This window comes from Idiomarina sp. 28-8 (assembly GCF_000320945.2).
In the GTDB taxonomy this organism is placed as follows: Bacteria; Pseudomonadota; Gammaproteobacteria; order Enterobacterales; family Alteromonadaceae; genus Idiomarina; species Idiomarina loihiensis.
Genome location: NZ_DF266793.1, coordinates 291,088 through 316,513 on the forward strand (window position 1 = coordinate 291,088; position 25,426 = coordinate 316,513).

A 25,426-nucleotide genomic window follows, 5' to 3' on the forward strand; every position below is an offset into this window, starting at 1 on the left:
CAGCATGTCAGTCTCAATTAGTGAAAAAACCAAACAGGCTTACCAACACGCCGCTGAACAAGCCAGCGCGTCGCTTTTTCGGCAACCGCAGAACTCAATGGCCGATGAACTGAGGCTGCTTGCGGAACAACTGCAACCGAATGAGAAAAGAGACGTTTATGGCAGCGGCGCGCTTATTAATGACTTTGAAGAAGAAGTGGCAGAGTTATTAGGCAAACCCGCAGCGCTGTTTCTGCCAACCGGTACTCTGGCACAGCCTTTGGCTTTGCGCGTGCATGCCGATGAGCGCCAGCGCAACGGCGTGGCATTGCACCCAACCTCGCATTTAATGCTGCACGAACACATGGGGTTTGAAGCTTTATGGAAGCTCAACGGCACTACCACAGGTTTTGCCGATAACCCCATAACACTTAACGACCTTAAGTCGGTGCAAACGGATGATTTAGCGAGCGTACTACTGGAACTGCCCATGCGCGAAATTGGCGGGCAACTGCCGAATTGGGATGACTTAGTCATGCAGTCAGAGTGGGCGCGACAACACAATATTGCTATGCATCTGGACGGTGCGCGCTTATGGCAAGTGCCAGCAGCGTATGGTTGCTCACTGCCTGAAGTCTGTGAGTTATTTGACTCGGTTTATGTCAGTTTTTATAAAGACTTAGGCGGTATTTCAGGAGCGATACTTGCGGGCTCAGAGGGCTTTATTGAGCAAGCGAAAATCTGGGCTCGCCGCGCTGGGGGTAATATTATTACGCAATATCCGCAAGTACTGTCTGCCCGCCACGGCCTGAAGGAAAACCTGCCAATTATGCCGGAAGCCGTAAATTACGCCCGCGCACTAGGAGAGGCGCTGAGCACGCTAGATGGCGTACGAGTTAATCCAGAAACACCGCAAGTAGCCATGTTTCATCTTCATTTTGCTTTAAAAGCCAATGAACTCAGTGAAAAAATAACGGATTATGCCAGCAATACCGGGGTCGTATTATTACCACTGCCAAGAGCTGAAATAAACGACGAAGCTATTTGCGAAGTTTCAATTGGCAGAAACGCCATGTCGCAGCCACAAAGCTTTTGGCTACGACACTTTAAGGCGTTTTTGGAAACACTCTAAGTTATTAATGCTGCTTTTTTCGGTCGCCCTTATGGTGTTTGCGGTGCTCGCCCAACACATGGTTCAGCGTGTCTAAGTAGCTTTTACCAAAGCCTTTAACACGCTGTTTATTCATTTGCTCAGAGCCCAGATGAACTTCTTCCAGTGAGTTCGCTGCAATGTCCAGCTCTTTGCTTAAACGCGCCAGCGCCACTTCCAGTGTGTACGTCAGTTCATGAACTTTAGCCATGTCCTGAGAGGTTAAATCACCCTTCACAATTTCCTGTAGTTTCGCGTTATACTCGTTCAGGTTCATAATAGCCTGTTCCAGATTCTCGGCTGGCTCTGGTTTAAAATGTTCGTATCGCTGCTCATCGTCGTCGGCCATGGCCGCTACGTTAAAAAGCAGTGCCGCGCCTGCGGCCATCATGGACAAAAGTTTCATAAAAACCTCATTTTTTGTTAATAGTTATCATTATTGTTCGTGTGTCCGTTTTTTACAAGATGAACGGCGGTGAACCTGATATCCTTTAGCTTGATGTATCTCAAGGAGTGAAGCAATGTTTTCCTGGTTTGAGCGCCGATTAAACCCTTTTCCTACGGAGGAACCCACTCAGGCTCCTACCGGATTTTTTGCATTCTGCTGGCATTTCACCAAAGGGGCGACCCCTTTTATTGCGGTAACCGCGCTGCTTATGGCCGCTATTGCCATTGCCGAAGTCTGGTTATTTGGCTTTTTAGGGCAAATTGTTGACTGGCTGTCAGCACAGGACAAAGAAACCTTATTAAACGATCAGTTCTGGCCATTGCTTGGAATGAGCGCGATGGTTTTAATCGGTCTTCCCTTACTGGTCTGGTTTCATTCTATGCTAACCCACCAGACGTTGCTGGGTAACTTCCCCATGCGCATTCGCTGGCTGGGGCACCGCTACCTGATGAAACAGTCCATGAGTTACTATCAGGACGAGTTTGCTGGCCGGGTTGCCACCAAATTAATGCAAACCTCGCTCGCGCTGCGGCAGTGCATCATGACCTTTATTGAGGTTGTGAACTACGTCGCGGTCTACTTCCTGGGGATGTTTGTCATTATTGGTAGTGCCGACTGGCGAATGATGCTGCCGCTGGCTTGCTGGCTTATTCTGTACGCTCTGTTGTTACGCTTCTTTGTGCCTAAACTGGGTAAAATATCAGCTGAACAGGCCGACGCCCGCTCTAATATGACCGGACGCATTGTCGACTCCTATACCAACATTCAAACCGTTAAGTTGTTTTCACACTCGCTGCGCGAGGCTGAGTTTGCGCACGAGGGTATGGACACCTTTTTGGGGACAGTGCATAAGCAAATGCGCCTGGTTACCCAGCTTTACGGCTTTCTCTACTTTATAAACTGCGCACTGTTGTTCGGCTCTGCCGCCACCGCCATTGTGCTGTGGATGGATAATGCTGTGACTTTAGGCGCTGTTGCTGTCGTTATTGGTCTGGTTCTGCGCTTGTTTGGTATGTCGCAAATGGTCATGTGGCAAATGTCGACTCTGTTTGAAAGCATTGGTACCGTTCAGGACGGTATTGGCTCAATTGCGGTACCACAGCGCATTGTCGATGAACCCAATGCGCCCGCTTTGAATGTGACTTCCGGCGACATTAATTTTGACCATGTTCGCTTCCATTATGGCAAAGGTCATGGCGTTATGGATGACTTTAATCTGCACATTAAACCGGGCGAAAAAGTCGGTATTGTCGGACGCTCAGGTGCAGGTAAGTCCACGCTGGTGAATTTGTTGTTACGTTTCTACGACGTTGAGGGCGGTGAAGTTCGTATTGATGATAAGCCCATTCATAAAGTGCAGCAGGACAGTTTGCGCGCGAACATTGGCATGGTGACTCAGGACACCTCTTTGCTGCATCGCTCAGTACGCGACAATATTTTGTACGGGCGCCCCGATGCCAGTGAAGAGGACTTAATGAAGGCAATACGACAGGCGCATTGCGAGGAGTTTATTGCGGACTTAAGCGACAGCAAAGGTCGTACGGGTCTGGATGCCCATGTCGGCGAGCGCGGCGTGAAACTCTCAGGTGGTCAGCGCCAGCGAATTGCTATTGCCCGTGTCATGTTAAAAGATGCGCCCATTCTGATTCTGGACGAAGCAACCTCAGCGCTGGATTCGGAAGTAGAAAACGCCATTCAGGAAAACCTGTATAAACTCATGCAGGGTAAAACGGTTATTGCTATTGCCCACCGCTTATCCACTATTGCAGCTATGGACAAGCTGGTAGTAATGGATCAGGGGGAAATTATTGAGCAGGGCAGCCACGAACAGCTGCTTGCTCAGGATGGACTCTACGCCAAATTGTGGCGCCACCAGTCCGGTGGCTTTTTAGCAGAAGAAGCTTAATGAGTGAGCTCGTACGCTTCGTCCGACTCAACCTTGGCGAAGCGTACGCCCAGTTCCATTAGCCGTTTTTTGCCCCGGGCTGTCATGTCAGTAATAAACTGAAACTGCTGTCGGGGGTCTATCGGGTAGGCTTTTAAGCGATACTTTGTGCCCCAGGGTTGTTCTGCTGCAGTAACCGCTATTGGCTTACCCAGTTGCAGATAAGGGCTGGTCAACGCTACTTCTTCCAGCGCGTCGCGAATTTGATAGGCGTCGGCTTCCGGCTGAGTATAAAACTCAGCAATGCACATTAAGCTGGGACCACCGTTATTGGCATTATGGATGAGGTTATCCCAAAGCTTTAAGTGCGGTACCCAGATGACCGTGTCGTCGCTGGTCACTAATTCAACGGTTCGCATACCAATGTGTGTCACTTCACCATAGGTTCCGTCTACCTCTATCCAGTCGCCGGGACGGTAAGGCATCTCATGAACGGCAACCACCCCGGCAATTAAGCTACTTACATAATCTTTTAACGCAAAGCCTATCGCCAAACCGGCGGCGCCCAGGGTCGCCACCATGTTTTGCATTGTTGGCTCAATAATACGCGGAATGATCATCACCAGGGCAATAACCAGAACCAGTATGCGGATCATTGGCACTAATGCCAAAACGTACAACCGCCTTTTGCCATGCAGATTTGAAGCAATCCAAGGTAGTATCCTCTGGATAACCCAAACCACCGCCAACGCAACGGTAATAATGACCGCGATTTCGAAAAGGGCAAAGCCATCCAGCGACTTGAAGAGTCCGACCACGTCGTTTAATGAACCTGTTTCCATAACTCTCTCCCTTAAAACCTATCTAGCCAGAAACCACGGGCAGTCAGCAAATCCCGGACTACGGGGTAACCGCGAGCGGTAACATACCAACAGTCTTGTTCCAGCTCAATTAAGCTGCGTTGACGCAAAATTTGTAACTGAATTTCAATCTGGCTTTTGGAAATAATAGGCAAAACTTTAACCAAATCCGTTTTGCTTAATCCCCGATGAAGCAGCAGTGCATAGCAAACAAAGGCCGTTGCATCGATAATATCGGAGGGTAAAACCGGGGTTTCAAAAGCGTCCTCGCTGCTGCGCTGGTAACGATCGGAGTATGCCGCTGCTATACCGGCATTTCCGCGGCTGAGAGCGGCTAAAGCCCGTAAACGGCCATCTCCGCGAGCCAGCCCCAGTTGCTCAAGGGCGTTTTGATCCAGCCCCTGCAATGTCCATAACTGATTTACCGGCACCGGCCAGACTTTTTCCAGAAAAGCCCAGGCCCAGCTGTCACAGACAATAACGCCTTTACCCGCTTCACCGGACAGTACCTGAGAGAAGAATTCCCGCACCCAGCGCAAACCATTGGTTTGGCGGAGAAAACCATGAGCCAATTGCGGCATCACCCAGGGTCCGGTTTTATCAGTTTCGGTCGGAAATTCCGGCAAAGAATCCTCATCAGGATCGCAAAGCGACATTCTGTCGGGTAAACACAACTCAGTTATTTCGTGTTTTTTCACCCATTTTTGAACTGCTTCAGTAACACCTGAATGAGGCGGCGCTATAATCCAGCGTAAGCTGTTATCTTCGTCGTCTTCCAACCACTCAGAAAAACACTGCTCCAAAGCATCTGCTGCGTCATCAAAACTGAGCTCAAGCGCCTCAGGCTGATCCTCTTCAACTTCTTGTTCCGGGTCAGGTGTTACCCAGCGAATTATTTTTTGCCACCATTTTTTTACCTTAATGACGGTAGGAACGGCTGGCTTTTTATATTCATCAACAGTAACCCATTGCCATGTTTTTTCTGGCTCTTCGGCCATCCTGAGAATCCTTTTCACAAATAAATAAAGTATTGCTTAGCCCCGATAATAGAGTGCCTTGAAGCAGAGTCCAATGAAAATTTTGCAACCCGACTCTTGAAACCAAATTGAGCAGTACACATATAGAAGTTAAGGCAGGTGTCTCTGAGAGAGCCGCCTTAACCGACACATGGTGTGTCACTTAATTAAACATTTTAAAGTTATTGCTTCAAAGGAGAATGACTATGGCAACTATCGACTTAAGCCCTCTATATCGTAGCAGTGTAGGTTTTGACCGCATGGCATCTTTGCTGGATTCGGCACTACGCTCAGATACTGGTGCAACCGGATATCCTCCCTACAACATTGAACTGGTAGCAGAAAACCAGTACGCCGTTACACTGGCGGTTGCAGGTTTTGAAGAGGATGATCTGGAAATTGAAGTAGAGAACGGCGTACTTCGTGTGACCGGCAAAAAAGCCGAAGAAAACGAAAAACGCGAATATCTGCACCGCGGCATTGCAAACCGTGCCTTCGAACGTAAGTTCAGCCTGGCTGAGCACATTGAAGTCACCGGCGCAGCCTTAAAGAACGGTCTGTTAACGGTCGGCCTGGTGAAGAATATTCCTGAAGCCAAGAAACCGAAACGTATCGACATTAGCAGTTCAACTAAAGACCTGCTGCAAGATCGTTCCAAAAGTAAGGAAAGTGCTGCTTAAACTTAAGCACTGGATGAGGGGCGGCAATTAGCCGCCCTGTTTTTCCTGACGTTGCCACTCTACTGGGTGCCCACAGACGAACCCCTGGATATAGTCTACGCCCAGCTGAGTGAGCTTAATACGTGCTTCATCACTTTCCACACCTACTGCACATACCTCAATATCGAGAACCTTAGCAATGCGCACACAGCTGGCGACCAGCTCCGCATCAACCGCATCTACCAGCATGTCCTGCACCCAAAACCTGTTAACCTTAATTTGCGTTAACGGTAATTGCCGCATAAGCCGGAACGAATTAAAGCCGGTACCAAACTGATCTAAAGCAGTACCAATACCTAAGTCCTTAAGCTCTCTGAACAGACGGTAAGTTTCATCAAAATACTCATTGGCATCAGGTTCTGCCACCTCAAAGACCAACTGCTCCGGCTGTAATATAGAATGCTTCAGGATTTGCTCTATAAAGCGAATAAAGTCGACATCTTCGAGGCTTTGCGCGGACAAATTAATATGACAGCGCCAGGTGCGATTAGCTTCAAAGGGTTGTTCATTAAAATGCTCAATAACTTCCCTGACCAGCCAGCGGTCAGCTTTACCCATAACGCCTGCATTAAGAGCGGCTCGTAAAAACTGCTGCGGAGCAATAGCCTCGTCACTCTCGTTACCCGGCAGTCGCAATAACAACTCGAAGCAATGCTTATCTTCGCTTTTTGCGGCACTGACCAGTGGCTGCGCAAACAACTGCCAGTTTTCTTCCCGCAGTGCTTTCTTCAGACGCGCTTCCCACTCTTCCTCAGCTTGCCCAATTAAACGTATCTGATCGGCTTCGCTATGCGTGTGTACTCTGTAGTCACCCTGCTGCATTGCCAGTTGCACGGCTTCACGAGCCTGGCGCATGACGGTGCTGGCGGCCAGGCTTTCGCCAAGACTGTAGGCAATACCGGCGTGACCTGTCAGCTGAAAAATACGTTTTTCACTACTAAAACGAAACTCTCTGCAGACTTGCAGTAAACGATGTGCCTGAGCAAAAGCCGCTTGTTCATCCTCGTTCGTCAGCAACGCAATTTCTGTTTCACTTATGCGTGCGACACGCGCGCTTTCAGGTGCTTTTTGCTGTAAGGATAATGTCAGCTGTAGTATGGCCTGATCACGACCATCAGCGCCGGCTTGATCCGCAATAACCTGCAAACCATTAAGACGAATAATGGTAACGCTGGTTGTCTTTTTTCTATCCAGACGGGATTGCAGCAGGCGCCGAAACTCGCGCACATTTAATAAGCCCGTTACGGCGTCGTGATGTGCCAAAAAGTTAAGATGAACTTCTGCTTCCATACGTTTAGTGACATCGGCCATACGCCCCGTATTGTCAGGAAACAATTCAATATCGAGCCACACTTTACGACCATCAAGCCGCTCAATAGAAACCAGTTGGCGCTGCCCTTCAATGCTAAAACCTTTTGGCCAGTGCATCTGAATTTGTTTCAGGGAATGAGCGGCCAGAATTTTTATCATTTGCCGGTTAACCTGTTTAATACTGCCGTCGGGGTTAACTCTGAACCAACCTTCTCCGGTTCGTTTTAAAATACGCCATAAACGCCGCCTTAAAATTTTGCGGTTACGTTTTAAATTACTAATACGCTGTACCAGGCGACTAAATCGGTAACGCTCAAGCGCCAGCAAAAACATAGTTGTGACTAACGTCAGGCCGCTGTACAACAATAACCCGGAAAGCCCTTCCCATATTGGGTTATAGCGCGGTGAAACCAGCAGCCAGGCGGATATAATGGTCAGAACCATCAATACCGTTTGCCATTTATGACCCGCCACAGGTTGCTTCTGCAGGCTACGGCCAATAACCACTCCGCCCCAGAGCAATAACGCATTAATTTGCCAGGATACAGAAGCCAACCGCCAGGGCTCCGACAGCCACGGCAACAAAATGGTCAACGCAATTGCCACCATCATTACTGCATAACCAATACGGTTGAAACGGGAGAACTTGAAGCGAAAACGCGACCATTCCCATATAAACCAACTAAGAGCCAGGATCAGGAGCTGGCTGATATACACCTTCAGCTCCGCAGCAATGTCCGGCGAGTATGGTGTGAAGTAAGTAATCCAGATACCACTGTGTGATAAAAGTGCGAGGGTAAAGGTTAATGTCAGACCGCCAAAGGAAATTAACAGGCGGCTACCGAACAACCGCGCTGAAACTGCCGCAGCTAAAGCCAACAGAATTAGAATACCGGCGTTAACCCCCAAAGCTGTTTGTTGCTGCTGCAGGCGCAGTTGTAGGTCGCCTGGCTGCCACAGACCTATAGACGGCATTTGTTCCGGCCATTGCTGCACCGACACAGCCAACCAGACAATTTTGTTAGCGGGTAAGGTTACCGGCAGAATTTGCTCATGAGATAAATAATTTCGCTGTAATAGCGGGGTGGAAAACCGACTGATGTTACTGCTTTCTATTTGCCCATTTTTATCCAGTAAATAAACCCCAACTTGTTCCAGGTAAGGGTCGGCGAAATGCAGGTGAAGAGTAAGCGGCGCGTTACTTCGATTAAACAAAGGAACCACGCCCCAGACATTGGGTCGTTCACCTGCGTAGTTATGATCCTGTAACTCCTCAGGGCTTAACCAGCGCTGCGGTTCATTAATAGCAATGCTCTCAACTTGCAGGTTGGCATTGACCACCCGGTAATTGAAGTGTTCATTCAACATTAAGCGCGAGCTTTGCGGGGAAACGGTTAGAGGATCCTGAGCAAAAGCCGGTGGTATCAGAGTTAACGCTAACAGTAGTGCAGCAAACAAGTAGTTAAACATAACCATGCTCCACCAGGCGTGCTTTTACTGTCGCTTCAGGTTCTTCCAGAGCCTGTAACCAGACGGCATCACAAATTTCCGAGTAGAACAGCAGCCAGTGCCGCTGGTTAATACTCAAACGCCAGCAAAACTGGTCTGCTGCCCATTCTTTTTCACGGACCGTAGCACCAATGCGCTCACAAAGTTCGTTTACCCAAAGCTCATGGTCAGCTTCCGGCGGTGTACTTTTTAGCGTAATGATGTTGTCTTCCATTATTATTCTTTACCCATTAAATAATTCTCGCTCGCTGGCACCGGACAAGAACGCTTCCACAGCCTGCATAAACTCATTGCCATAACGTGCCAGTTTAACTTCTCCAACACCATTGATGTCTAACATATCTTTGGCTGTTGTGGGGTAGTGTACGCACATTTCCACCAGTGCCGCATCACTGAACACCACAAAAGGCGGCACCTGATCACGGTCAGCAATGTCTTTACGTAACTTGCGTAAACGCCGGAACAAAATTTTATTATAGTCACCCCGATCAGTAATTCGGGTTTTGGTTGCGGTTAATTCTATTCGCGGCTTAGCCAGTTCCAGCGGCACTTCGCCTTTTAAAACAGGACGTGCGGCGTCAGTCAGTTGCAACGCCGCAAAACGCCGAATGTCCTGCAGAATAAGCCCCCGGTGAATGAGCTGTCGTAATACCGAAAACCAGTGCTCCTGGGTTTCCGATTTGCCTAAGCCGTACGTGCTCAACTGGTCGTGTCCCAGCTCGAGAACACGCTGGGCTTTTGAACCACGCAAAACCTCAACTACATGGTTAATACCAAACTGCTGACCGACTCGGTACACACAGCTCAGTGCCTTTTGGGCATCTTCCAGACCATCGTAGCGCTGGGGCGGGTCCAGACACAAATCGCAGTTTCCACACTCTTTATCCGAGTATTCATTAAAATAATTCAACACCACCAGCCGCCGGCAGGTCTGCGCTTCTGCCATAGCCTGCATAGCTGAAAACTTTTGCGCCTCGACCAAGCGCCGCTGCTCATTCTCCTGATCTTCTATCATGCGTCGTATCCACTGCGCGTCACGTGGGTCATAAAGCATGACGGCCTCTGCTGGAAGGCCATCGCGCCCGGCACGCCCGGTTTCCTGATAGTAAGACTCAACACTACGGGGAATATCAAAATGAATAACAAAACGAATGTTGGGCTTATTAATACCCATACCAAAGGCCACCGTCGCAACAACAACGTCTATGTCGTCACGCAGAAACTGGCGCAGGGTACTTTCCTTTATCTGGTGCTCAATACCGGCGTGGTAGGGTGCAGCACGCACCCCGGCTTGCTGCAGACTTTCCGACAGCTCTTCAGTTTTTTTGCGACTGCCGCAATAAATAATACCGGCGGCGCCTTTTTGCTTTTTAACGTAGTCACGAACCTGCTTCAGTGGCTTGTACTTTTCCTGCACTACGTAACGAATATTGGGCCGGTCGAACGAGCTGCGGTGCACCAAGGGTTCGCGCAGACACAGCCGTTCAATAATATCGTGCTGGGTGGCAGAGTCTGCGGTTGCCGTTAATGCCATAAAAGGCACATTGGGCAGGTAATTACGCAGTACTCCAAGTTTGCCGTATTCAGGCCGGAAGTCATGTCCCCATTGGCTGATACAGTGGGCTTCATCCACCGCAATAAAATTCAGCTTTAAGGTTTGCAGGCGTTCAATAAAGGTTGGTTGTAAAACCCGCTCTGGACTTACATAAAGCAGCTTAATGTCACCGCTCTGAAGCCCTTGCATGGTTGCCATAGATTCTTGCGATGACACCCCGGAATGCAGCGTCGCCGCTGAAATATCCAGAGCTTTAAGTGCCTCGACCTGATCCTGCATTAACGACAGTAACGGCGAAATAACCAGGGTAAGGCCGTCACCACAAATAGCCGGCAACTGGTAGCACAGCGACTTACCGCCGCCGGTTGGCATCAGCACCAGAGAGTCACGCCCCTGCATAGCGGCCTGCATAATATCCTGCTGGCCATCACGAAACTGATGATAGCCAAAGATAGATTCAAGCTGCTGTTTAAGCGGATCAAATTGTGCTTTTTCGGCGGTACTGCTGTGCATGGTTATATTGACTTCCCGAGTAACATGCTCTTATTGTAAGCGTCCTGTCCGCTAATCACCATGCCGAAAATGAATACACAAACAATACTGACAAAAGTTTCCGAGTTTATGAACACTCAGGTTCCGTTCCAGGCACTGCTTGGCCTGGAAATTACGGAGTTTAACCCTGCGCGTGGTGAAATTCGATTTAAATGGCAGGAACAACTTATGGGTAATGTGCCACAGCGTATGCTGCACGGCGGGGTTACCGCAACAGCCCTGGACACCGCCGGAGGACTGGTCGCTATTGCCGGCATGGTCGACAGACTGGAGTCTCCTACTGAAGCTTATTTAATGGAGCGTCTGAGCCGTTGTGGTACTATTGACCTTCGGGTTGATTATCTTCGTCCGGGACGCGGTACCGAGTTCATAGCCAGCGCAACCATTATCCGCTCAGGTAATAAAGTAGCGGTGGCACGGATGGAGTTGCACAACGAAGAAGGCACGCACATAGCGTTCGGAACCGGGACTTATCTGGTCGGCTAACGCTGATAAAAAAGGATTCTATCGACATGTCCGATGACGCTGTTCGGGCGCGGCAAGGCGTTTTTTTCGCACTTGCAGCCTATACTTTTTGGGGCATAGCACCGGTTTACTTCAAGCTGGTGAAACAAGTACCTGCGCTAGAAATACTCTCCCATAGAATTATCTGGGCATTTTTGATGGTGTTTGTACTAATAGTTGCCATGAAGCGACTGGACCGCATTCGCCCTATTCTGAAAAGCCGCAAATTAGTACTACGCTTAACCCTGGCAACCTGCCTGCTGGGTGGTAACTGGTTTTTATTTATTTGGGCCGTCAACAGTAACCACATGTTAGATGCCAGCCTCGGCTACTACATTAACCCATTATTGAATGTGGCTATCGGAATGGTGTTTTTTGCCGAACGTATGCGCCGCTTGCAGTTAGTTGCCATTGGTATGGCCGTGGTGGGCGTTACCATCCAAATTGTTACCTTTGGCTCGGTACCCTGGGTGGCTCTGGCTTTAGCCTCTAGTTTTGCCATTTACGGCGCCATTCGCAAACGTCTGCCGGTCGATTCTATTAGCGGACTTTGGCTTGAAACTGCGATTCTATTCCCGGTAATGCTTATTTATCTGTTTGTGTTTGCCGAATCAGCCAGTAGTGATTTAACCGCTAACCCGTGGACGTTAAACCTGTTGCTCGTTGCCGCCGGGCTGGTCACAACCATTCCACTACTGTGTTTTACCTCAGCAGCACAGCGCCTGCGTTATGCGACACTGGGTTTTTTCCAGTATATAGCTCCAACATTAATGTTTGCTTTGGCGGTAGTGGTTTACGGTGAGCCTTTAGAAGAAAGTAAGCTGGTCACTTTCATTATTATCTGGAGTGCGCTGGCACTGTACAGTTTCGATTCTATTATACAGCGCCAGCGTGATCGTAAAGCGAAGAAGAAGTTAGCTTCAGCTGAGGCTGGCATCCATTGAGATTTCAGCCTTCAGCACTTTGCTGACAGGACAGCCTTCTTTCGCTTTTTCAGCCAGTTTCTGGAATTTGTCTTCGTCAATATCCGGAATACTGGCTTTCACCTTCAGATGAATTTTAGCGATACTGAAGCCGTCACCATCTTCTTCTAACGACACTTCGGCTTTAGCATCAATACTGTCCGGCTCATAGCCAGATTCACCCAGCATTAACGAAAACGCCATGGCATAACAGCCTGCGTGCGCCGCACCCAGAAGTTCTTCCGGGTTGGTGCCTTTGCCTTCTTCAAAGCGGCTCTTAAATGAGTATTGGGTACTGTCTAAAACACCGCTTTGCGTTGAAACAACGCCTGAACCTTCTTTTATACTACCTTTCCACTGTGCATTTGCAGAGCGTTTCATAAAATGCCTCCGACATTGTATGTATGTACCTTAAAGGTAGTCGAAGAATGCGGTTTTTGATCACCTCTTTACACTTTAGAAAACCGGATCCAGTCGTGCATAAGCAACAACCAGCCACTTGCTGCCGACATTGTCGAAGTTAATCTGAATTCTGGATTGCGGACCGGTACCTTCATAATTCAGCACCGTACCCTCGCCAAACTTAGGGTGACGTACCCGCTGGCCTAATGAATACCCCGTTTGCTCAAAGCTTTCGTGGCTGGCTGCGTTATTGAATCGGCCATAACTGGCGGGCTTTTCTACCCGGGTTTGCAGCCGCACTTCATGCAAAGTATCCGCCGGTATTTCACTGATAAAGCGACTAACTTTATGAAACAACTCCTGACCGTAAATACGGCGCTGCTCTGCATAAGTAAGCACTAACTTTTCCATTGCGCGAGTCATACCGACGTAGCAAAGGCGGCGCTCTTCTTCCAGCCTTCCGGGCTCATCCATGGACTGCTGAGACGGGAACAGGCCTTCTTCCACACCGGTCATAAACACTAAAGGAAATTCCAGACCTTTAGCACTGTGCAGTGTCATGAGCTGTACGGCATCCTGATATTCATCGGCCTGCTCTTCGCCAGCTTCAAGCGAGGCGTGTGCCAGAAACGCATTCAGCGGTGTCATGTCTTCTTCGGCATCATCCAGAGTGAAGTTTTCACAGGCAGTCACCAGCTCTTTTAAGTTTTCGACCCGGGTTTCCGCTTTTTCGCCTTTTTCGGCCTCGTACATGGCCATCAGACCGCTTTTCTTAATGACTTCGTCACTCAGGCGGCCTAATGAAAACTCTTCGGTTTCGTCGTCTAAGTTCTCGATAAAATCCAGAAACGAACCCACCGCGTTACGCGCACGCCCGGCCAACTGCTTTTCATTGACCATATATTTTGCCGCCTGCCATAAAGACTCTTCACGTTCTCGGGCAGCCTGGCGGATCATATCCATAGTACGGTTACCAATGCCCCGCGTCGGCGTATTGATCACCCGCTCGATAGCGGCGTCATCGTCGCGGTTGCCGAGAATTCGCAAGTACGCTAGTGCGTCTTTTATTTCCTGGCGGTCGAAGAAACGCAAGCCGCCATAAATACGATACGGCACGCGTGCATGCAATAAAGCTTCCTCTAAAATGCGTGATTGTGCGTTACTTCGGTACAAAATAGCAGAATCTTGCAGTGAACCGCCTTGATCGCGCCATTCTTCAATTCGCGCCACAATATAACGGGCTTCGTCCATTTCATTGAAGCCCGCATACAGGCTGATTGGCTCGCCGTCGTTACCGTCGGTCCACAAATCTTTACCCAGACGCCCCGAGTTATTCGAGATAACCGAGTTTGCGGCGCGCAAAATGGTGCTTGTAGAGCGATAGTTTTGCTCCAGCCGAATGGTTTCAGAACCTTCAAAATCCGATAAAAACTGGTGAATATTCTCGACTTTAGCACCGCGCCAGCCATAAATGGACTGGTCATCGTCACCAACAATGGTCACGCTGTTCTGACTGCCCGCTAATAAACGGATCCAGGCGTACTGAATGGAGTTGGTGTCCTGAAACTCGTCGACCAGAATATGGCGGAAGCGGTTTTGATAATGCTCGCGGACAATGCGGTTATTCCGCAGTAACTCGTGCGCGCGCAGCAGCAATTCGGCAAAATCCACCAGGCCGGCTCGGTCACAGCTTTCCTGATACAAAGTGTAGATTTCTTTTAAGGTTTGCTCCGTAGGGTCGTAGGTTTCAATGTGCTGCGGGCGCAGACCTTCGTCTTTTTTACCATTGATGTACCACTGCGCCTGCTTTGCCGGCCAGCGTTTGTCATCCAGGTTTAAGCTTTTAATTAAACGCTTAATGAGCCGTTGCTGATCGTCGCTGTCAATTATCTGAAAGTTTTGCGGCAGACCAACGTCCATATAATGCGCACGCAATAAGCGATGCGCCAGACCATGGAAGGTACCAATCCACATACCACGTACCGAGCTGCCTACCAGTTGCTCAACCCGTCCGCGCATTTCGGCTGCCGCTTTATTGGTAAAGGTAACAGCCAGAATACTAAAGGGCGAATACTGCCGCTCCTGAATAAGCCAGGCAATGCGGTGCACCAGAACACGGGTTTTACCACTACCGGCTCCGGCCAGAACCAGCATGTGACCGTCGGTTGCAGATACGGCCTGCTGCTGTCGTTCGTTTAAATCTGCCAGAAGCGGGTGTGTACTCATTAGCGGTCACCTAAATCATTATTGAGAACTGTATTACGTTATGCCGTCAGTGTAATAGTGCATCACTGTATAAGCAACCAGTAGTTGTTCGCCGGCTTTAATCCAATAAAAGCCGTTGTAGCTGATTCAGGTTATGCAAAGTAACGGTTGGCAACACCGATAAGTGCGCAGTGGTTCCCAGCCCCGAGGTTAGCCAGGCCGACTGCCAACCATGACGCTGCGCGCCAAGAATATCGGAATATGGATGATCTCCCACATGTAAGAACTCATGCGGTTGCAACTCAGGTAACTTTCGTTCAGCGGCGGCGAACATATCGGGCAGGGGTTTGCCGCGAATGCCGTCTCCGGGCTGAATCACCAGCTCGAAGTACTTAGCCAGACCAATTTTATCCGCATTAACATTGCCATTACTCAGCGCAATTAATTTGTAACGCTGCGACAGAGCCTCCAATAATTTTATACTGTCTTGTGGCACTTCAAAGTTACTGCGCTCGGACAGAAACACATCCATAATGGTATTCGCGGCCCTTGCCGAATCATCAACACCGAACTTCTCTAACCCCAGCTCCAGGGTCTTCAGGCGCAGTTTGGTCATATCGCTGGCAAGAGTTTCGTCGGTACGGCTGACTTCATCACGGAAGCGGCGCCAGTGGTGCATGTCCCACTCAGCAGTTTGCGGGTATTGTTCCGCAATATAGCTGTGAGCGACTTCTTCCGTACGCTGCATAACCGGCACGTTGTCATAAAGCGTGTCGTCTAAATCAAAACTGATAACTTTGGGTAAATGCCAGCGGCGGTGGAACTGCATAACGCGTTACTCTTATTTGATAAAGTTAAGTCGATTTTTTCCGGGCGCGCGGGTGGGCGCTGTCATAAACACTGGCTAAACGTTTAAAGTCCAGATGAGTATACACCTGAGTTGTGGATAAGTTAGCGTGTCCAAGCATTTCCTGCACAGCGCGCAAATCACCACTGGATTCCAGCATATGAGAGGCAAACGAATGCCGTAACTTATGCGGGTGCAAGTCACCCACCACACCTTGTTGTTTGCCCCAGTAATTCAGCCGCTGCTGCACAGTACGGGGGCTAATACGCTGTAGCCGTTTGCTCACAAAGAGCGCCAGCTCAGGCTTTTGATTTAACCAGGCCTGACGCACTGACAACCATTTTTTTAAGGCTTTTTCAGCACAACGGCCAAAGGGCACAATGCGTGTTTTGCTGCCTTTACCGGTCACCCGTAATTGCATCATACGGTGGTCAATGTGGTCTAGATCAAGACTCACCAGCTCCGCCAGACGAATACCACTGGCATAGAGCAGCTCCATCATGGCGGCATCGCGAATGGCTAAATCATCATCTGTGGGTAAATCCAGTAAATGAGAAATACTATCCACATCGAGGTTTTTGGGTAAGCGTTTGGGAATTTTAGGTGCCGATACTGACATGGCCGGGTTGTCATCCATAGCGTTAGATTCCACCATGAACTGACAGAAAGTGCGCCATGCCGATAGTTTTAAAGCGATACTGCGTTCACCCAGCCCATTGCGCCGCCAACCGACTAAAAGCCGTTCAATAACAGGGACACGCAGCGCTTTAGGTTCCGTTATTTTTTGCAGTTCAAGAGCAGTCAGATCAGCGGCGATAAGGCGCTGGTAATTCTTTAGCGTTAGCTCCGCTAAGCCCCGCTCTCCCTGCAGTTGTTGCATCCATTTTTGCTGCCAGTCATGCAGCTTCATGGTTTTGCAGTAGCCCCGGTAACAATGCGCTGAGCAAGGCCTGTAGCTGATTGATCAGTAACTTGTCCATGGCCGGCTCGAAGTGACTGGCGTTAGTATTACCAACTGCCAGCATCCCCAGTTCGCCATTGTCACCCAGAAGTAGTAACGCCACTGAAGCAATCTCTTCGTCCTGAAACAACAGCTTATGCTCTTGCTCCGTTAAGCGACCAAGATAAATAGAACTTTCATTGAAACGTTTGCTTAGTAGCTTTTTGTGAGTGTCGGAAGCAAAGCTGTATTGCTCGCCTAAATCCACCGGGCTGTCGAAAAACTTCAAGGACAAGGCCGGCATTTCCAGCTCATTCTCAAAGGTGTTTTGCAGTTCATCCAGAACCTGACTCAGGCTCTGACAGCGCAACAGACTGACGTATAAGTTGCTGTAAGCCGAGAAAATAGCTTCATTGCGGCGCGCGTTTATCATCAGCTCGGTAATTTCTTCTTCCAGCTGCTGTACGCGCAAACGCAGCTTTTGCTGCTGCCGTTCAATTAACGAGACGGCGCCTTTTTCACTGTGTTGAAACTGTAACTGAGCCAGTAAGTCATCGTTTCTCGTGAAAAAATCAGGGTTCTCTTGTAAGTATTCTCTTATAAGGCTGTCGTCTAAACGTTCATTTGCAATCATTTTCGATTCGCTACTCATAACACCATTTGTCCATCGTAAACTAATTCTGCGGGGCCGGTCATTTTTACAGGCTGCCCCTGCTGCCAACGGATAATTAAGTCCCCGCCGGGCAAGCTGACTTTTACTCGCTCATTTAATAAGCCTTGCTGAATGCCGGCTACAGCTGCCGCACAGGCACCACTACCACAGGCCATGGTTTCACCTACGCCACGCTCAAACACGCGCAGTTTAATTTCGTCAGCCGATACTTTCTGCATAAAACCTACATTCACGCTTTCCGGAAAACGCTCATGCGCTGCCAGAGCCGCTCCCAGAGTTTCCACGGGCGCCGTGTCGACGTTATCCACGGCAATAACACAATGTGGATTGCCTAACCCCAGAACACCACAAAGAACCGTTTCTTCTTTTACTCTTAAAACATAGGTCTGTTCTGCTTTTTGCGCTTTAAAAGGCACCGCCGCCGGTTCGAATAAGGGTTCGCCCATATCCACCGTCACCTGACCGTCTTTCTCTAAGTGCAGAACCATTTTTCCGGCCTTGGTACTGACTTTAAGGCGATTCTTATTGCTTAAGTTTTTAGCTTTTACAAACTTCGCAAAGCAGCGGGCACCATTACCACATTGAGCAACTTCGCTGCCATCGGCATTAAAAATGCGGTAGTGAAAATCCAAATCAGGGTCATAGGGCGGCTCAACTAACAGCATCTGATCAAAGCCAATGCCCGTGTGCCGGTCTGCCCAGCGACGTATTTGGTCTGGGTTCACATATAAATTCTGAGTGACGTTATCCACCACCATAAAGTCGTTGCCGAGCCCGTGCATTTTTGAAAAATGTAATAACATTTTTATTGGCCTTCCTGGTGTAACAAGTGCTCGCCCCGGACGAGATCGTTAAAGCTTTCACGTTCGCGGATCAGTGTAGCATTATCACCTGAGACCAAAACCTCGGGCGGGCGGCCACGACTGTTATAGTTAGACGCCATAGTAAAACCATAGGCACCGGCATGTTTAATGGCCAGTACGTCGCCCTGTTGCACATTTAAATGCCGTGCGTGTCCGAAAAAGTCGCCGGTTTCACACACCGGGCCGACAATATCATTCAACTGGTCGCCGCCGCGCTTATTTTCGTGCGCGGGTAAAATGTCGTGCCAGGCCTGGTACAAAGACGGACGTATTAAATCGTTCATGCCGGCGTCAACCAACACAAAGTTCTTATCTTCTGAGGGTTTAATGTATTCCACTGTGGTCAGCAAAACACCCGCGTCTGCGGTAATAGCACGACCGGGTTCCAGTACCAAAGTAATTTGCGGGTAATTCTCGGCTAACTTAACCAGTTCCTTTAAATAAAAGGACTTATCCAATGGCTCTTCCGGCTGATACGCCACACCAAAACCGCCACCTAAATCCAGGTGTGTCAGCTGGATACCGTCTTTTTCCAGTTCCGAAACCAGGTTAAACATGCGCTGCGCGGCATCGAGGAAAGGCTCAGCTGTCATTATTTGTGAGCCGATATGGCAGTCCGCACCAATTAAATTAATATTAGGTAGGCTATGCGCCTTCAGAAAAACCGGCTTGGCCAGTGACATGCTAATGCCAAACTTGTTGGCTTTCATGCCTGTGGCAATGTACGGATGCGTTTTGGCATCGACGTCAGGATTTACCCGTATGGAAACCGACGCCTGTTTGTCCATGGTGGCAGCAATGTCCTGAATGCGCTCAAGCTCCGCCTCAGACTCTACATTAAAGCAGCCGATGTCCGCTTCCAGCGCCATAATAATTTCGTCTTTGGATTTAGCCACACCGGAAAAGACCACATCTTCGGCCTTGCCGCCGGCCATTAATACACGCTGAAGCTCGCCACCGGAGACAATATCGAAGCCAGCGCCATGCTCAGCCAGTAACTGCAGAATAGCTAAGTTGCTATTGGCTTTTACTGCATAACACAGCTTATGAGGCGCAGGCCAGTATTGCTGAAACTCACGCCAGTTTTTTAGAATCTGACCTTTGGAATAAACATACAAAGGCGAACTAAAACGTTCAATAAGACTCTCGACGTCGCAGTTTTCAATATGAAACTGGCCATTTTTATAGTCAATTAATTCGCTCATTTGGTGTCTTCCGCCGGCGGCTCTGCAGGTGTATTTTGCTCTGGCATAGGCTCAGGCGTTAGTGGTCCTTTCTGACCACAACCGACTAAAGTCATTAAAATGGCTGATAGCACCAGCGTCTTGATTACAATTCGACTAAACATCGCTAAACTATAGGTATTCCGTTTGGGTTTCTATGATGCCTATCATCGCACCAGATACCTAAAAAGTCATTAATCGTCGTAAAGGAAAACGAATGACCCAACGCGTTAGAATTGCAACACGCAAAAGCAAGCTGGCTTTATGGCAGGCTGAACACATTCAACAACGCCTTGAAGAGCTGCATCCGGGCCTGTCGGTAGAGCTGGTTCCTATGTCTACCAAGGGCGATGTCATTCTGGATACTCCGCTGGCAAAAATTGGCGGTAAAGGCTTGTTCGTGAAAGAACTGGAAGTGGCGATGCTGGAAGGTCGTGCTGATATTGCCGTACACAGCATGAAAGACTTACCGGTTGAGTTCCCGCCGGGGCTGGAGCTTCATACCATTTGCGAACGCGAAGATCCGCGCGATGCTTTTGTATCCAACAACTACAAAAACCTTAATGAGCTGCCGGAAGGCGCAGTAGTCGGAACCTGTAGTTTACGTCGCCGCTGCCAGGTAAAAGAGCAGTTTCCACATTTAGTCATAAAAGATTTACGCGGCAACGTTCAAACACGTTTACGCAAACTGGATGAAGGTGAATTTGATGCCATTATCCTGGCGGCATCGGGTCTCATTCGACTGGAGCTGGGAGACCGCATTACCTCCTTTATTCCGGTGGAGCAGTCATTACCGGCTAATGGACAAGGCGCACTGGGTATTGAATGCCGCAGCGATGACGACGAAATGAAAGCCTTACTTGCACCGCTGCAATGTCAGGAAACCCGAACCCGGGTGTTAGCTGAGCGAGCTATGAACCGCGGGCTGGATGGCGGCTGTCAGGTGCCTATTGGTGCTTATGCTGAGCTGGAAGGTGATGAGGTCTATTTACGCGGCCTGGTTGGTGAGCCTGATGGCGGAAAAGTGCTTCGTGATGAAGTGCGCGGCCCGGCGTCTAAAGCTGAAGAGTTAGGTTCAGAGCTTGCTGAGCGGTTACTTAAACAAGGTGCAGCTGAAATTCTGAGCGCAGTCTATGACAGTGAATCCAGTCTCTCATAAAGCGGTTTTACTGCTGCGTCCGGGTAATAGTCCGGACGACTTTACCCAACAGCTGCGCGAAACTGGCAGAGAATGTTTTGTTCACAGTTTTATTGAGATAGAGCCTTTACCTGTGAATAAAAATCAGCTGACCCAGCTTAAACAAAAGCATTGGGACGGCATTGTTATTGTCAGTAAAAATGCAGCTCATTATGCCTCCCGGGCTGGTTTTAGCGGGGTTCCTTCTAAATATTATGCAGTCGGTCCGGGAACCGCTTCTTTTGCGTGCAAACATTTAAACACTGCCGTGAGCTGTCCGGCCTTCATACATCAGTCGGAAGGGTTGCTGGAGTTGTCTGAATTACAAAAACTGCAGCAACAGAACTGGTTGATCATTCGCGGAGAAGGCGGTCGTGAATTATTGGCGGATGCCATACGAGCTCGCGGAGCTTCTGTCGATTACTGGGAAGTGTATCGCCGAAAACAACTCACATTGAACGACCCTGAACTGATTCAGCAGTGGATAAGCTCAGTTGGTACTATTGTTGTTACCAGCGCTGAACAACTGGGATACTTTTTGTCGTCTATGCCAAACTCTGCCCAAAGCTGGCTGGATAGCTGTCAGTGGATAGTTCCAAGTCATCGCCTGAAAGGTTTGATTCCTTTCGGACAATCAGACAATATCAAAGTGACAGGCAGTGCAGCGGACGCCATATTAATGAATGCGCTAATAGCGGATGGAAAAACTCATGACTGAAGAGAATAAAATTGAGAACGAAGAAGTTCAGAATAATGAACAAAGTAGCGAGAAGAGCACAGAAGAAGAAACCATAACCGCCGAGAAAAGTAGCGGGCGTTTCTTCAAACGCTTAGTCTGGCTTATTGTTTTAATCGCTATTGTCGCCGCCGCATACTGGGGCTATACGCGTTTCCCTGGTTTATTTAAGACAGACTCTGAACAGGTTAGTGAGCAACCGCAGGAAGATCCGATTGAAACGCGCTTTAAACAACTGGAACGTTCCGTTGGAAATCTGGAACAACAACTACAGAACACCGTGCAGTCCCGCGAACTGGATAGGTTGAGTAACACCGACCAACAACTGCAGCGGGAACTGACGAGTTTGCGTCAGAGCCTCGAAGATCTTCGTGACGACATGCGCAAAACGCCTGCCGAAAAAGCGGCTTACTGGCGTCTACTGGAAATAAAACAAACCTTATCGGCGGCTGCACGAATGATGTGGAGCCAGGACGACTACAAAGCGGCGCTGCAACTTTTGAAATTAGCCGACCAACAGTTGGCGGGTATCGACAGTCGTAACGCAATTCGTACCCGCGAGAAGCTAGCGGGCGATATTGAGCGAGTGAATGCCGCAGTTAAAGCAGACAATACTGACCTGGCAATGCAACTCGTGGGTCTGCAACAACGCGTGTCAGACCTGCCCGACGAAGTAAACAGTAATCAACAGCGCTTAAGTTCTGACACCCAGAATGTCAGTGGTGATGTTAATGACTGGCAAACGAACCTGAGTGCTAACTGGCAGTCCTTCCTTGATAACTTTATCCGCATTCAACCCGTAGACAGCGATCCTAAACCTCTGCTGAGTGCGACCCAGCGCACAGCAATAAACGAACGCATTCAACTACTCTTTACTCTGGCTCAACAGGCGGCTGTAAAGAATAATGATGAATTGTGGCAGAGCTACCTGGACCAATTATCTAAGCTAATTGCGCAGGTAAAAGGCGATGGTGCAGCTTCACAGGATATTATTTCGCGTATTCAGTCACTAGGCCAGGAAGACTTTGAACAGCAGAGTATAGAGCAGCTTGAATCGCTGGACTTCATCGCTCAGGCTATTGAGCAGGGAGATGCCTCATGAAATGGATCATAGCTCTGGTTGTCATCATTATATTGGGGGCCATTATTGGACCACTCGCGTCGGGTAACGCGGGCTATGTTTTAGTTCAGTTTGCCGGAGTAGCGATTGAGACAACCGTAGTCGGCCTGTTTGTCGTTACTATTGTGGCAATTGCCGTACTCAGTGTTGTGGTGTCGTTACTGCGCCGGCTGCTTAGCAAAACCCGCCAGGGTCGGAAGTGGTTGGCAAATCGAAGCGAACGTAAAGCTCAGAACATTTTTCAGCAGGGCATACGCGAGCTGCTCGATGACAATCCCGAAAAAGCAACTGAGAGCCTGTCTAAGGCTTACAAAAAATCTCCTGATAACAACATTGCCGCGTTAACTGCAATTGCCGCCTGCCTCAATAAAGACGCCGGAAAGGCAACTTACTGGCACGATGAAGCAGGGGCATTTTATGATAATGCAGATACACTGCTTCAGCTTGTTTCTATTGAACAGTCAGTAAAAAAAGACCCGACAGAAGCGGATAAAGAGATGCGAAGCTTATTAGAAGCTAAGCCACACTCTGCCAATGTACTTAAGTTAGCTTATCGGGTCTTTAAAGCGTCGGGAAACTGGCAGCAACTGAAAGAGCTATTACCTGAGTTGCGCCGTGTAACCGACCTTGCTCCAGCCGAATTTGACCGTCTTGAATATCAAGTCTATTTTGAACGCTTTGTTGCTGAGGGTCGCAAAAGTAACGAGATGCTGTACAACGAATGGCGCAGCCTTCCCAGTAAACAACGCAGCGACGCAACCATCAGGTTGAGTTATGCCGCCGCGTTAAAACATTTAGGTGATTACGAAGTCTCTGCCAGAGTGGTTTTAAAAGGATTAAAAAGAGGGGAGTTGCAACCAGCTGCCGTTAACTCTTTGCATTTATTTAATGCAAAATCGGAGAAGTTGCTGGAATTTGTTCAAGCTCAATTGAAGCAAGATCCGGAAAATAGAGATTACCTTTATGCTCTTGCACAAATTGCTATGGATAATCAGGACTTTTCGTTAGCCCAACGTGCTTTGAAAAAGTTAGCAGAAATTGAACCGAGCAGTCACGTTTATCGTTTATTGGGCAACGCCTACCACGCTCTTGGTGATAGTCAGCTAGCGGCTAACGCTTACAAAGAAGCGTTAGCTCACTAACTCTACTGCAGTTGATGCTGTCGGTTATTGACGTACGCCTTCAATAGACAGTGTCAACTGAACTTCTTTAGCCGCTGGCCCCAGATTATAGTCGATTCCGTAGTCGGCTAAGGTTAAGTCTACTTCACCTTCAAAGCCACGACGGAATCCGCCCCATGGATCTTCGCCAGCGCCAATATGCTCAACTTCGATAGCGATTTCTTTCGTCACGCCATTAAGAGTAAAGTTGCCATGCAGTCTACCTTCGCCTTCATCGTCGTCATCCGGCACGTATTTCGTGCTTTCAAACGTCGCAGTAGGGTGATCAGATACACTTAAGAAGTCGTCGCCACGTAAGTGTTTATCACGCTCAGCGTGGTTAGTATCAACGCTGGAGGTATCAATTGTCACGTTAACGGAGGAATTTTCAGGAGCGTCATCGTCATAGCTGAAAGAGCCCTCAAAATCGTTGAAACGGCCATATAACCAGCTGTAGCCTAAGTGACTAATTTTAAATTGAATAAAGGCGTGCTGGCCTTCAGTATCAATTTTATAGTCTTCGGCCATTGCTGCCGATGTAAATAAAGTACTGCCCGCTATCGCGGCTGCAATTAATGTCTTTTTCATTATGATTTCCTCTTAGTTTTTCCAAACATTCGAATAAGTGTACTGTCTTTATTAATAAAGTGATGCTTTAGCGCCGCCAGCCCATGACCACCAGCCAGGATCACTAAAGACAACGCTGAGTACCAATGTACGTCACCAGCAATATCTTCCTGCTTTGGTAAGTCGGTTATTACTGCTGGTACCGAAAACCAATCAAATACGCTGATAGAACTGCCGTCTGCTGTTGAAATCAAAAAGCCGCTGATCATTACTGTGAATAGCAGCAAATAAAGTAAAAAATGACCCGCTTTCGCTCCTAACCGTTCAAACTTGCTACCTAAAGGTTTAGGCTTAGTATTGATTAAAGTCCAGAGCACTCGTAAAACCGTTACGATAAGTAAGGTAATGCCAAACGATTTATGCCACCAGGGACCCAGGCGATACCACTCGTCGTAGTAGGTCAGAGTTAGCATCCACCAGCCTAAAGCAAATAAACCAAATATTATTAAGGCCGACAGCCAGTGAATTAATACTGCTGTCAAACCGTATTTATCTGATGTGTTTTTCCACATAAAGTTTTCCTGATTTGTCTAAGTTTTATATTAGTTCATATTTATAGAATGAAAATACGTATTATTAGTAGATTAACATCTAATTAATAGAATGTAGTAGCCTGATGCTCTTGCATCAGGTGAGGTTGTTGGGGATTAAGCCCGGGGGATATTATGAGAGCGGGTCCTGGCCGACACCCGTCACTGCCGCTATAAACTGAGCAGGAAGACTCAGGTAAGGAGACGCTAGGTATCTCACCTGACGTGAACGTCAGGCTACCGAACAGGCATAAAAAAAGCCCCTCGCATAAGCGAAGGGCTGTTTTATTAATAGTCTGGCGGTGACCTACTCTCGCATGGGGAGACCCCACACTACCATCGGCGCTGGTGTGTTTCACTTCTGAGTTCGGAATGGATTCAGGTGGTGCCACACCGCTATGGCCGCCAGACATAAACTGTCACAACATGGTAAAACTGACTGCGTCTTTAAAGTACGCCACTCTATTTGTTTT

The 25,426-nt window shown here is 48.6% G+C and carries 25 protein-coding genes and 1 rRNA gene; 9 read left to right on the plus strand and 17 right to left on the minus strand.

Annotated elements, in window-relative coordinates:
• The first annotated feature begins 4 nt into the window (after nt 1-4).
• On the plus strand, nt 5-1,111 hold the full coding sequence (locus tag RJ32_RS13420) for a low specificity L-threonine aldolase (protein WP_034822902.1): 1,107 nt from the start codon (nt 5-7) through the stop codon (nt 1,109-1,111).
• Between the two features lie 4 nt (nt 1,112-1,115).
• Here RJ32_RS13420 and RJ32_RS13425 read toward each other — a convergent pair whose 3' ends face one another.
• Complete coding sequence (locus tag RJ32_RS13425) at nt 1,116-1,535, minus strand: DUF6746 family protein (RefSeq protein ID WP_034822904.1); 420 nt, start codon at nt 1,533-1,535, stop codon at nt 1,116-1,118.
• Between the two features lie 115 nt (nt 1,536-1,650).
• On the opposite strand from RJ32_RS13425, the gene RJ32_RS13430 reads away from it, so the two are divergent.
• The gene (locus tag RJ32_RS13430; protein WP_034822906.1) at nt 1,651-3,483 is read left to right on the plus strand and encodes an ABC transporter ATP-binding protein; all 1,833 of its coding nucleotides are present in this window, start codon (nt 1,651-1,653) and stop codon (nt 3,481-3,483) included.
• Here RJ32_RS13430 and RJ32_RS13435 read toward each other — a convergent pair.
• The gene (locus tag RJ32_RS13435) at nt 3,480-4,304 is read right to left on the minus strand and encodes a mechanosensitive ion channel family protein (RefSeq protein ID WP_034822907.1); all 825 of its coding nucleotides are present in this window, start codon (nt 4,302-4,304) and stop codon (nt 3,480-3,482) included. The genes RJ32_RS13430 and RJ32_RS13435 overlap by 4 nt on opposite strands.
• A gap of 11 nt (nt 4,305-4,315) precedes the next feature.
• The gene (locus tag RJ32_RS13440) at nt 4,316-5,320 is read right to left on the minus strand and encodes a hypothetical protein (RefSeq protein ID WP_034822908.1); all 1,005 of its coding nucleotides are present in this window, start codon (nt 5,318-5,320) and stop codon (nt 4,316-4,318) included.
• A 224-nt stretch (nt 5,321-5,544) separates the two neighbouring features.
• Here RJ32_RS13440 and RJ32_RS13445 point away from each other — a divergent pair, with 224 nt between their 5' ends.
• Nucleotides 5,545-6,018: an Hsp20 family protein gene (locus tag RJ32_RS13445; protein WP_011235768.1), complete on the plus strand. Its 474-nt coding sequence runs from the start codon at nt 5,545-5,547 to the stop codon at nt 6,016-6,018.
• 27 nt (nt 6,019-6,045) lie between these two features.
• Here the strand turns inward: RJ32_RS13445 and RJ32_RS13450 are convergent, their stop codons facing one another.
• Genes RJ32_RS13450 through recQ form a run of 3 tightly spaced genes read right to left on the minus strand, consistent with a single transcriptional unit; the run spans nt 6,046 to nt 10,945 of the window.
• The gene (locus RJ32_RS13450; RefSeq protein ID WP_034822909.1) at nt 6,046-8,838 is read right to left on the minus strand and encodes an EAL domain-containing protein; all 2,793 of its coding nucleotides are present in this window, start codon (nt 8,836-8,838) and stop codon (nt 6,046-6,048) included.
• On the minus strand, nt 8,831-9,091 hold the full coding sequence (locus RJ32_RS13455; RefSeq protein ID WP_034822910.1) for a DUF3630 family protein: 261 nt from the start codon (nt 9,089-9,091) through the stop codon (nt 8,831-8,833). The genes RJ32_RS13450 and RJ32_RS13455 overlap by 8 nt, the downstream gene beginning before the upstream one ends.
• Nucleotides 9,092-9,100: 9 nt before the next feature.
• The gene (gene recQ / locus RJ32_RS13460; RefSeq protein WP_034822911.1) at nt 9,101-10,945 is read right to left on the minus strand and encodes a DNA helicase RecQ; all 1,845 of its coding nucleotides are present in this window, start codon (nt 10,943-10,945) and stop codon (nt 9,101-9,103) included.
• 60 nt (nt 10,946-11,005) lie between these two features.
• Here recQ and RJ32_RS13465 point away from each other — a divergent pair, with 60 nt between their 5' ends.
• Together RJ32_RS13465 and rarD are read left to right on the plus strand one after the other, a co-directional pair.
• Nucleotides 11,006-11,470 (plus strand): thioesterase family protein, encoded by a 465-nt coding sequence (locus RJ32_RS13465; RefSeq protein WP_011235772.1) that lies wholly within the window; start codon nt 11,006-11,008, stop codon nt 11,468-11,470.
• A 26-nt stretch (nt 11,471-11,496) separates the two neighbouring features.
• Nucleotides 11,497-12,432, plus strand: coding sequence for an EamA family transporter RarD (gene rarD, locus RJ32_RS13470; protein ID WP_034822912.1), 936 nt, complete (start codon nt 11,497-11,499; stop codon nt 12,430-12,432).
• On the opposite strand, the gene RJ32_RS13475 is transcribed toward rarD, so the two are convergent.
• From RJ32_RS13475 to RJ32_RS15540, 8 genes are all read right to left on the minus strand, one after another.
• The gene (locus RJ32_RS13475; protein ID WP_011235774.1) at nt 12,409-12,831 is read right to left on the minus strand and encodes an OsmC family protein; all 423 of its coding nucleotides are present in this window, start codon (nt 12,829-12,831) and stop codon (nt 12,409-12,411) included. The genes rarD and RJ32_RS13475 overlap by 24 nt on opposite strands.
• Nucleotides 12,832-12,906: 75 nt before the next feature.
• Nucleotides 12,907-15,078, minus strand: a complete 2,172-nt coding sequence (gene uvrD / locus RJ32_RS13480) for a DNA helicase II (RefSeq protein ID WP_034822914.1) — start codon at nt 15,076-15,078, stop codon at nt 12,907-12,909.
• 97 nt (nt 15,079-15,175) lie between these two features.
• A complete protein-coding gene (locus RJ32_RS13485) occupies nt 15,176-15,886 on the minus strand; it encodes an HAD-IA family hydrolase (protein WP_034822916.1) in 711 nt (236 codons plus the stop codon).
• 25 nt (nt 15,887-15,911) lie between these two features.
• On the minus strand, nt 15,912-16,814 hold the full coding sequence (locus RJ32_RS13490) for a tyrosine recombinase XerC (RefSeq protein ID WP_011235777.1): 903 nt from the start codon (nt 16,812-16,814) through the stop codon (nt 15,912-15,914).
• Nucleotides 16,801-17,496: a DUF484 family protein gene (locus RJ32_RS13495; RefSeq protein ID WP_011235778.1), complete on the minus strand. Its 696-nt coding sequence runs from the start codon at nt 17,494-17,496 to the stop codon at nt 16,801-16,803. The genes RJ32_RS13490 and RJ32_RS13495 overlap by 14 nt, the downstream gene beginning before the upstream one ends.
• A complete protein-coding gene (gene dapF / locus RJ32_RS13500; protein ID WP_034822918.1) occupies nt 17,493-18,320 on the minus strand; it encodes a diaminopimelate epimerase in 828 nt (275 codons plus the stop codon). Before dapF ends, RJ32_RS13495 begins: the two co-directional genes overlap by 4 nt.
• 2 nt (nt 18,321-18,322) lie before the next feature.
• Nucleotides 18,323-19,585: a diaminopimelate decarboxylase gene (lysA, locus tag RJ32_RS13505; protein ID WP_034822921.1), complete on the minus strand. Its 1,263-nt coding sequence runs from the start codon at nt 19,583-19,585 to the stop codon at nt 18,323-18,325.
• Nucleotides 19,582-19,728: a lipoprotein gene (locus tag RJ32_RS15540; RefSeq protein ID WP_011235781.1), complete on the minus strand. Its 147-nt coding sequence runs from the start codon at nt 19,726-19,728 to the stop codon at nt 19,582-19,584. The genes lysA and RJ32_RS15540 overlap by 4 nt, the downstream gene beginning before the upstream one ends.
• A gap of 92 nt (nt 19,729-19,820) precedes the next feature.
• Between RJ32_RS15540 and hemC the strand changes: the two genes are divergently transcribed.
• From hemC to RJ32_RS13525, 4 genes are read left to right on the plus strand one after another with little or no spacing between them, the layout of a single operon-like run.
• A complete protein-coding gene (gene hemC / locus RJ32_RS13510) occupies nt 19,821-20,762 on the plus strand; it encodes a hydroxymethylbilane synthase (RefSeq protein ID WP_034822923.1) in 942 nt (313 codons plus the stop codon).
• Nucleotides 20,737-21,498: a uroporphyrinogen-III synthase gene (locus RJ32_RS13515; protein ID WP_034822924.1), complete on the plus strand. Its 762-nt coding sequence runs from the start codon at nt 20,737-20,739 to the stop codon at nt 21,496-21,498. The genes hemC and RJ32_RS13515 overlap by 26 nt, the downstream gene beginning before the upstream one ends.
• Nucleotides 21,491-22,618: a uroporphyrinogen-III C-methyltransferase gene (locus tag RJ32_RS13520; protein WP_034822926.1), complete on the plus strand. Its 1,128-nt coding sequence runs from the start codon at nt 21,491-21,493 to the stop codon at nt 22,616-22,618. Before RJ32_RS13515 ends, RJ32_RS13520 begins: the two co-directional genes overlap by 8 nt.
• Nucleotides 22,615-23,778 (plus strand): heme biosynthesis HemY N-terminal domain-containing protein, encoded by a 1,164-nt coding sequence (locus RJ32_RS13525; protein WP_011235785.1) that lies wholly within the window; start codon nt 22,615-22,617, stop codon nt 23,776-23,778. Before RJ32_RS13520 ends, RJ32_RS13525 begins: the two co-directional genes overlap by 4 nt.
• A 24-nt stretch (nt 23,779-23,802) precedes the next feature.
• On the opposite strand, the gene RJ32_RS13530 is transcribed toward RJ32_RS13525, so the two are convergent.
• The 3 genes from RJ32_RS13530 to rrf form a co-directional block, all read right to left on the minus strand.
• A complete protein-coding gene (locus RJ32_RS13530) occupies nt 23,803-24,384 on the minus strand; it encodes a YceI family protein (RefSeq protein WP_034822929.1) in 582 nt (193 codons plus the stop codon).
• Nucleotides 24,384-24,935 (minus strand): cytochrome b, encoded by a 552-nt coding sequence (locus RJ32_RS13535; RefSeq protein ID WP_034822931.1) that lies wholly within the window; start codon nt 24,933-24,935, stop codon nt 24,384-24,386. The genes RJ32_RS13530 and RJ32_RS13535 overlap by 1 nt, the downstream gene beginning before the upstream one ends.
• A 312-nt stretch (nt 24,936-25,247) precedes the next feature.
• Nucleotides 25,248-25,363, minus strand: a 5S ribosomal RNA gene (gene rrf, locus RJ32_RS13540).
• Nucleotides 25,364-25,426 lie beyond the last annotated feature (63 nt).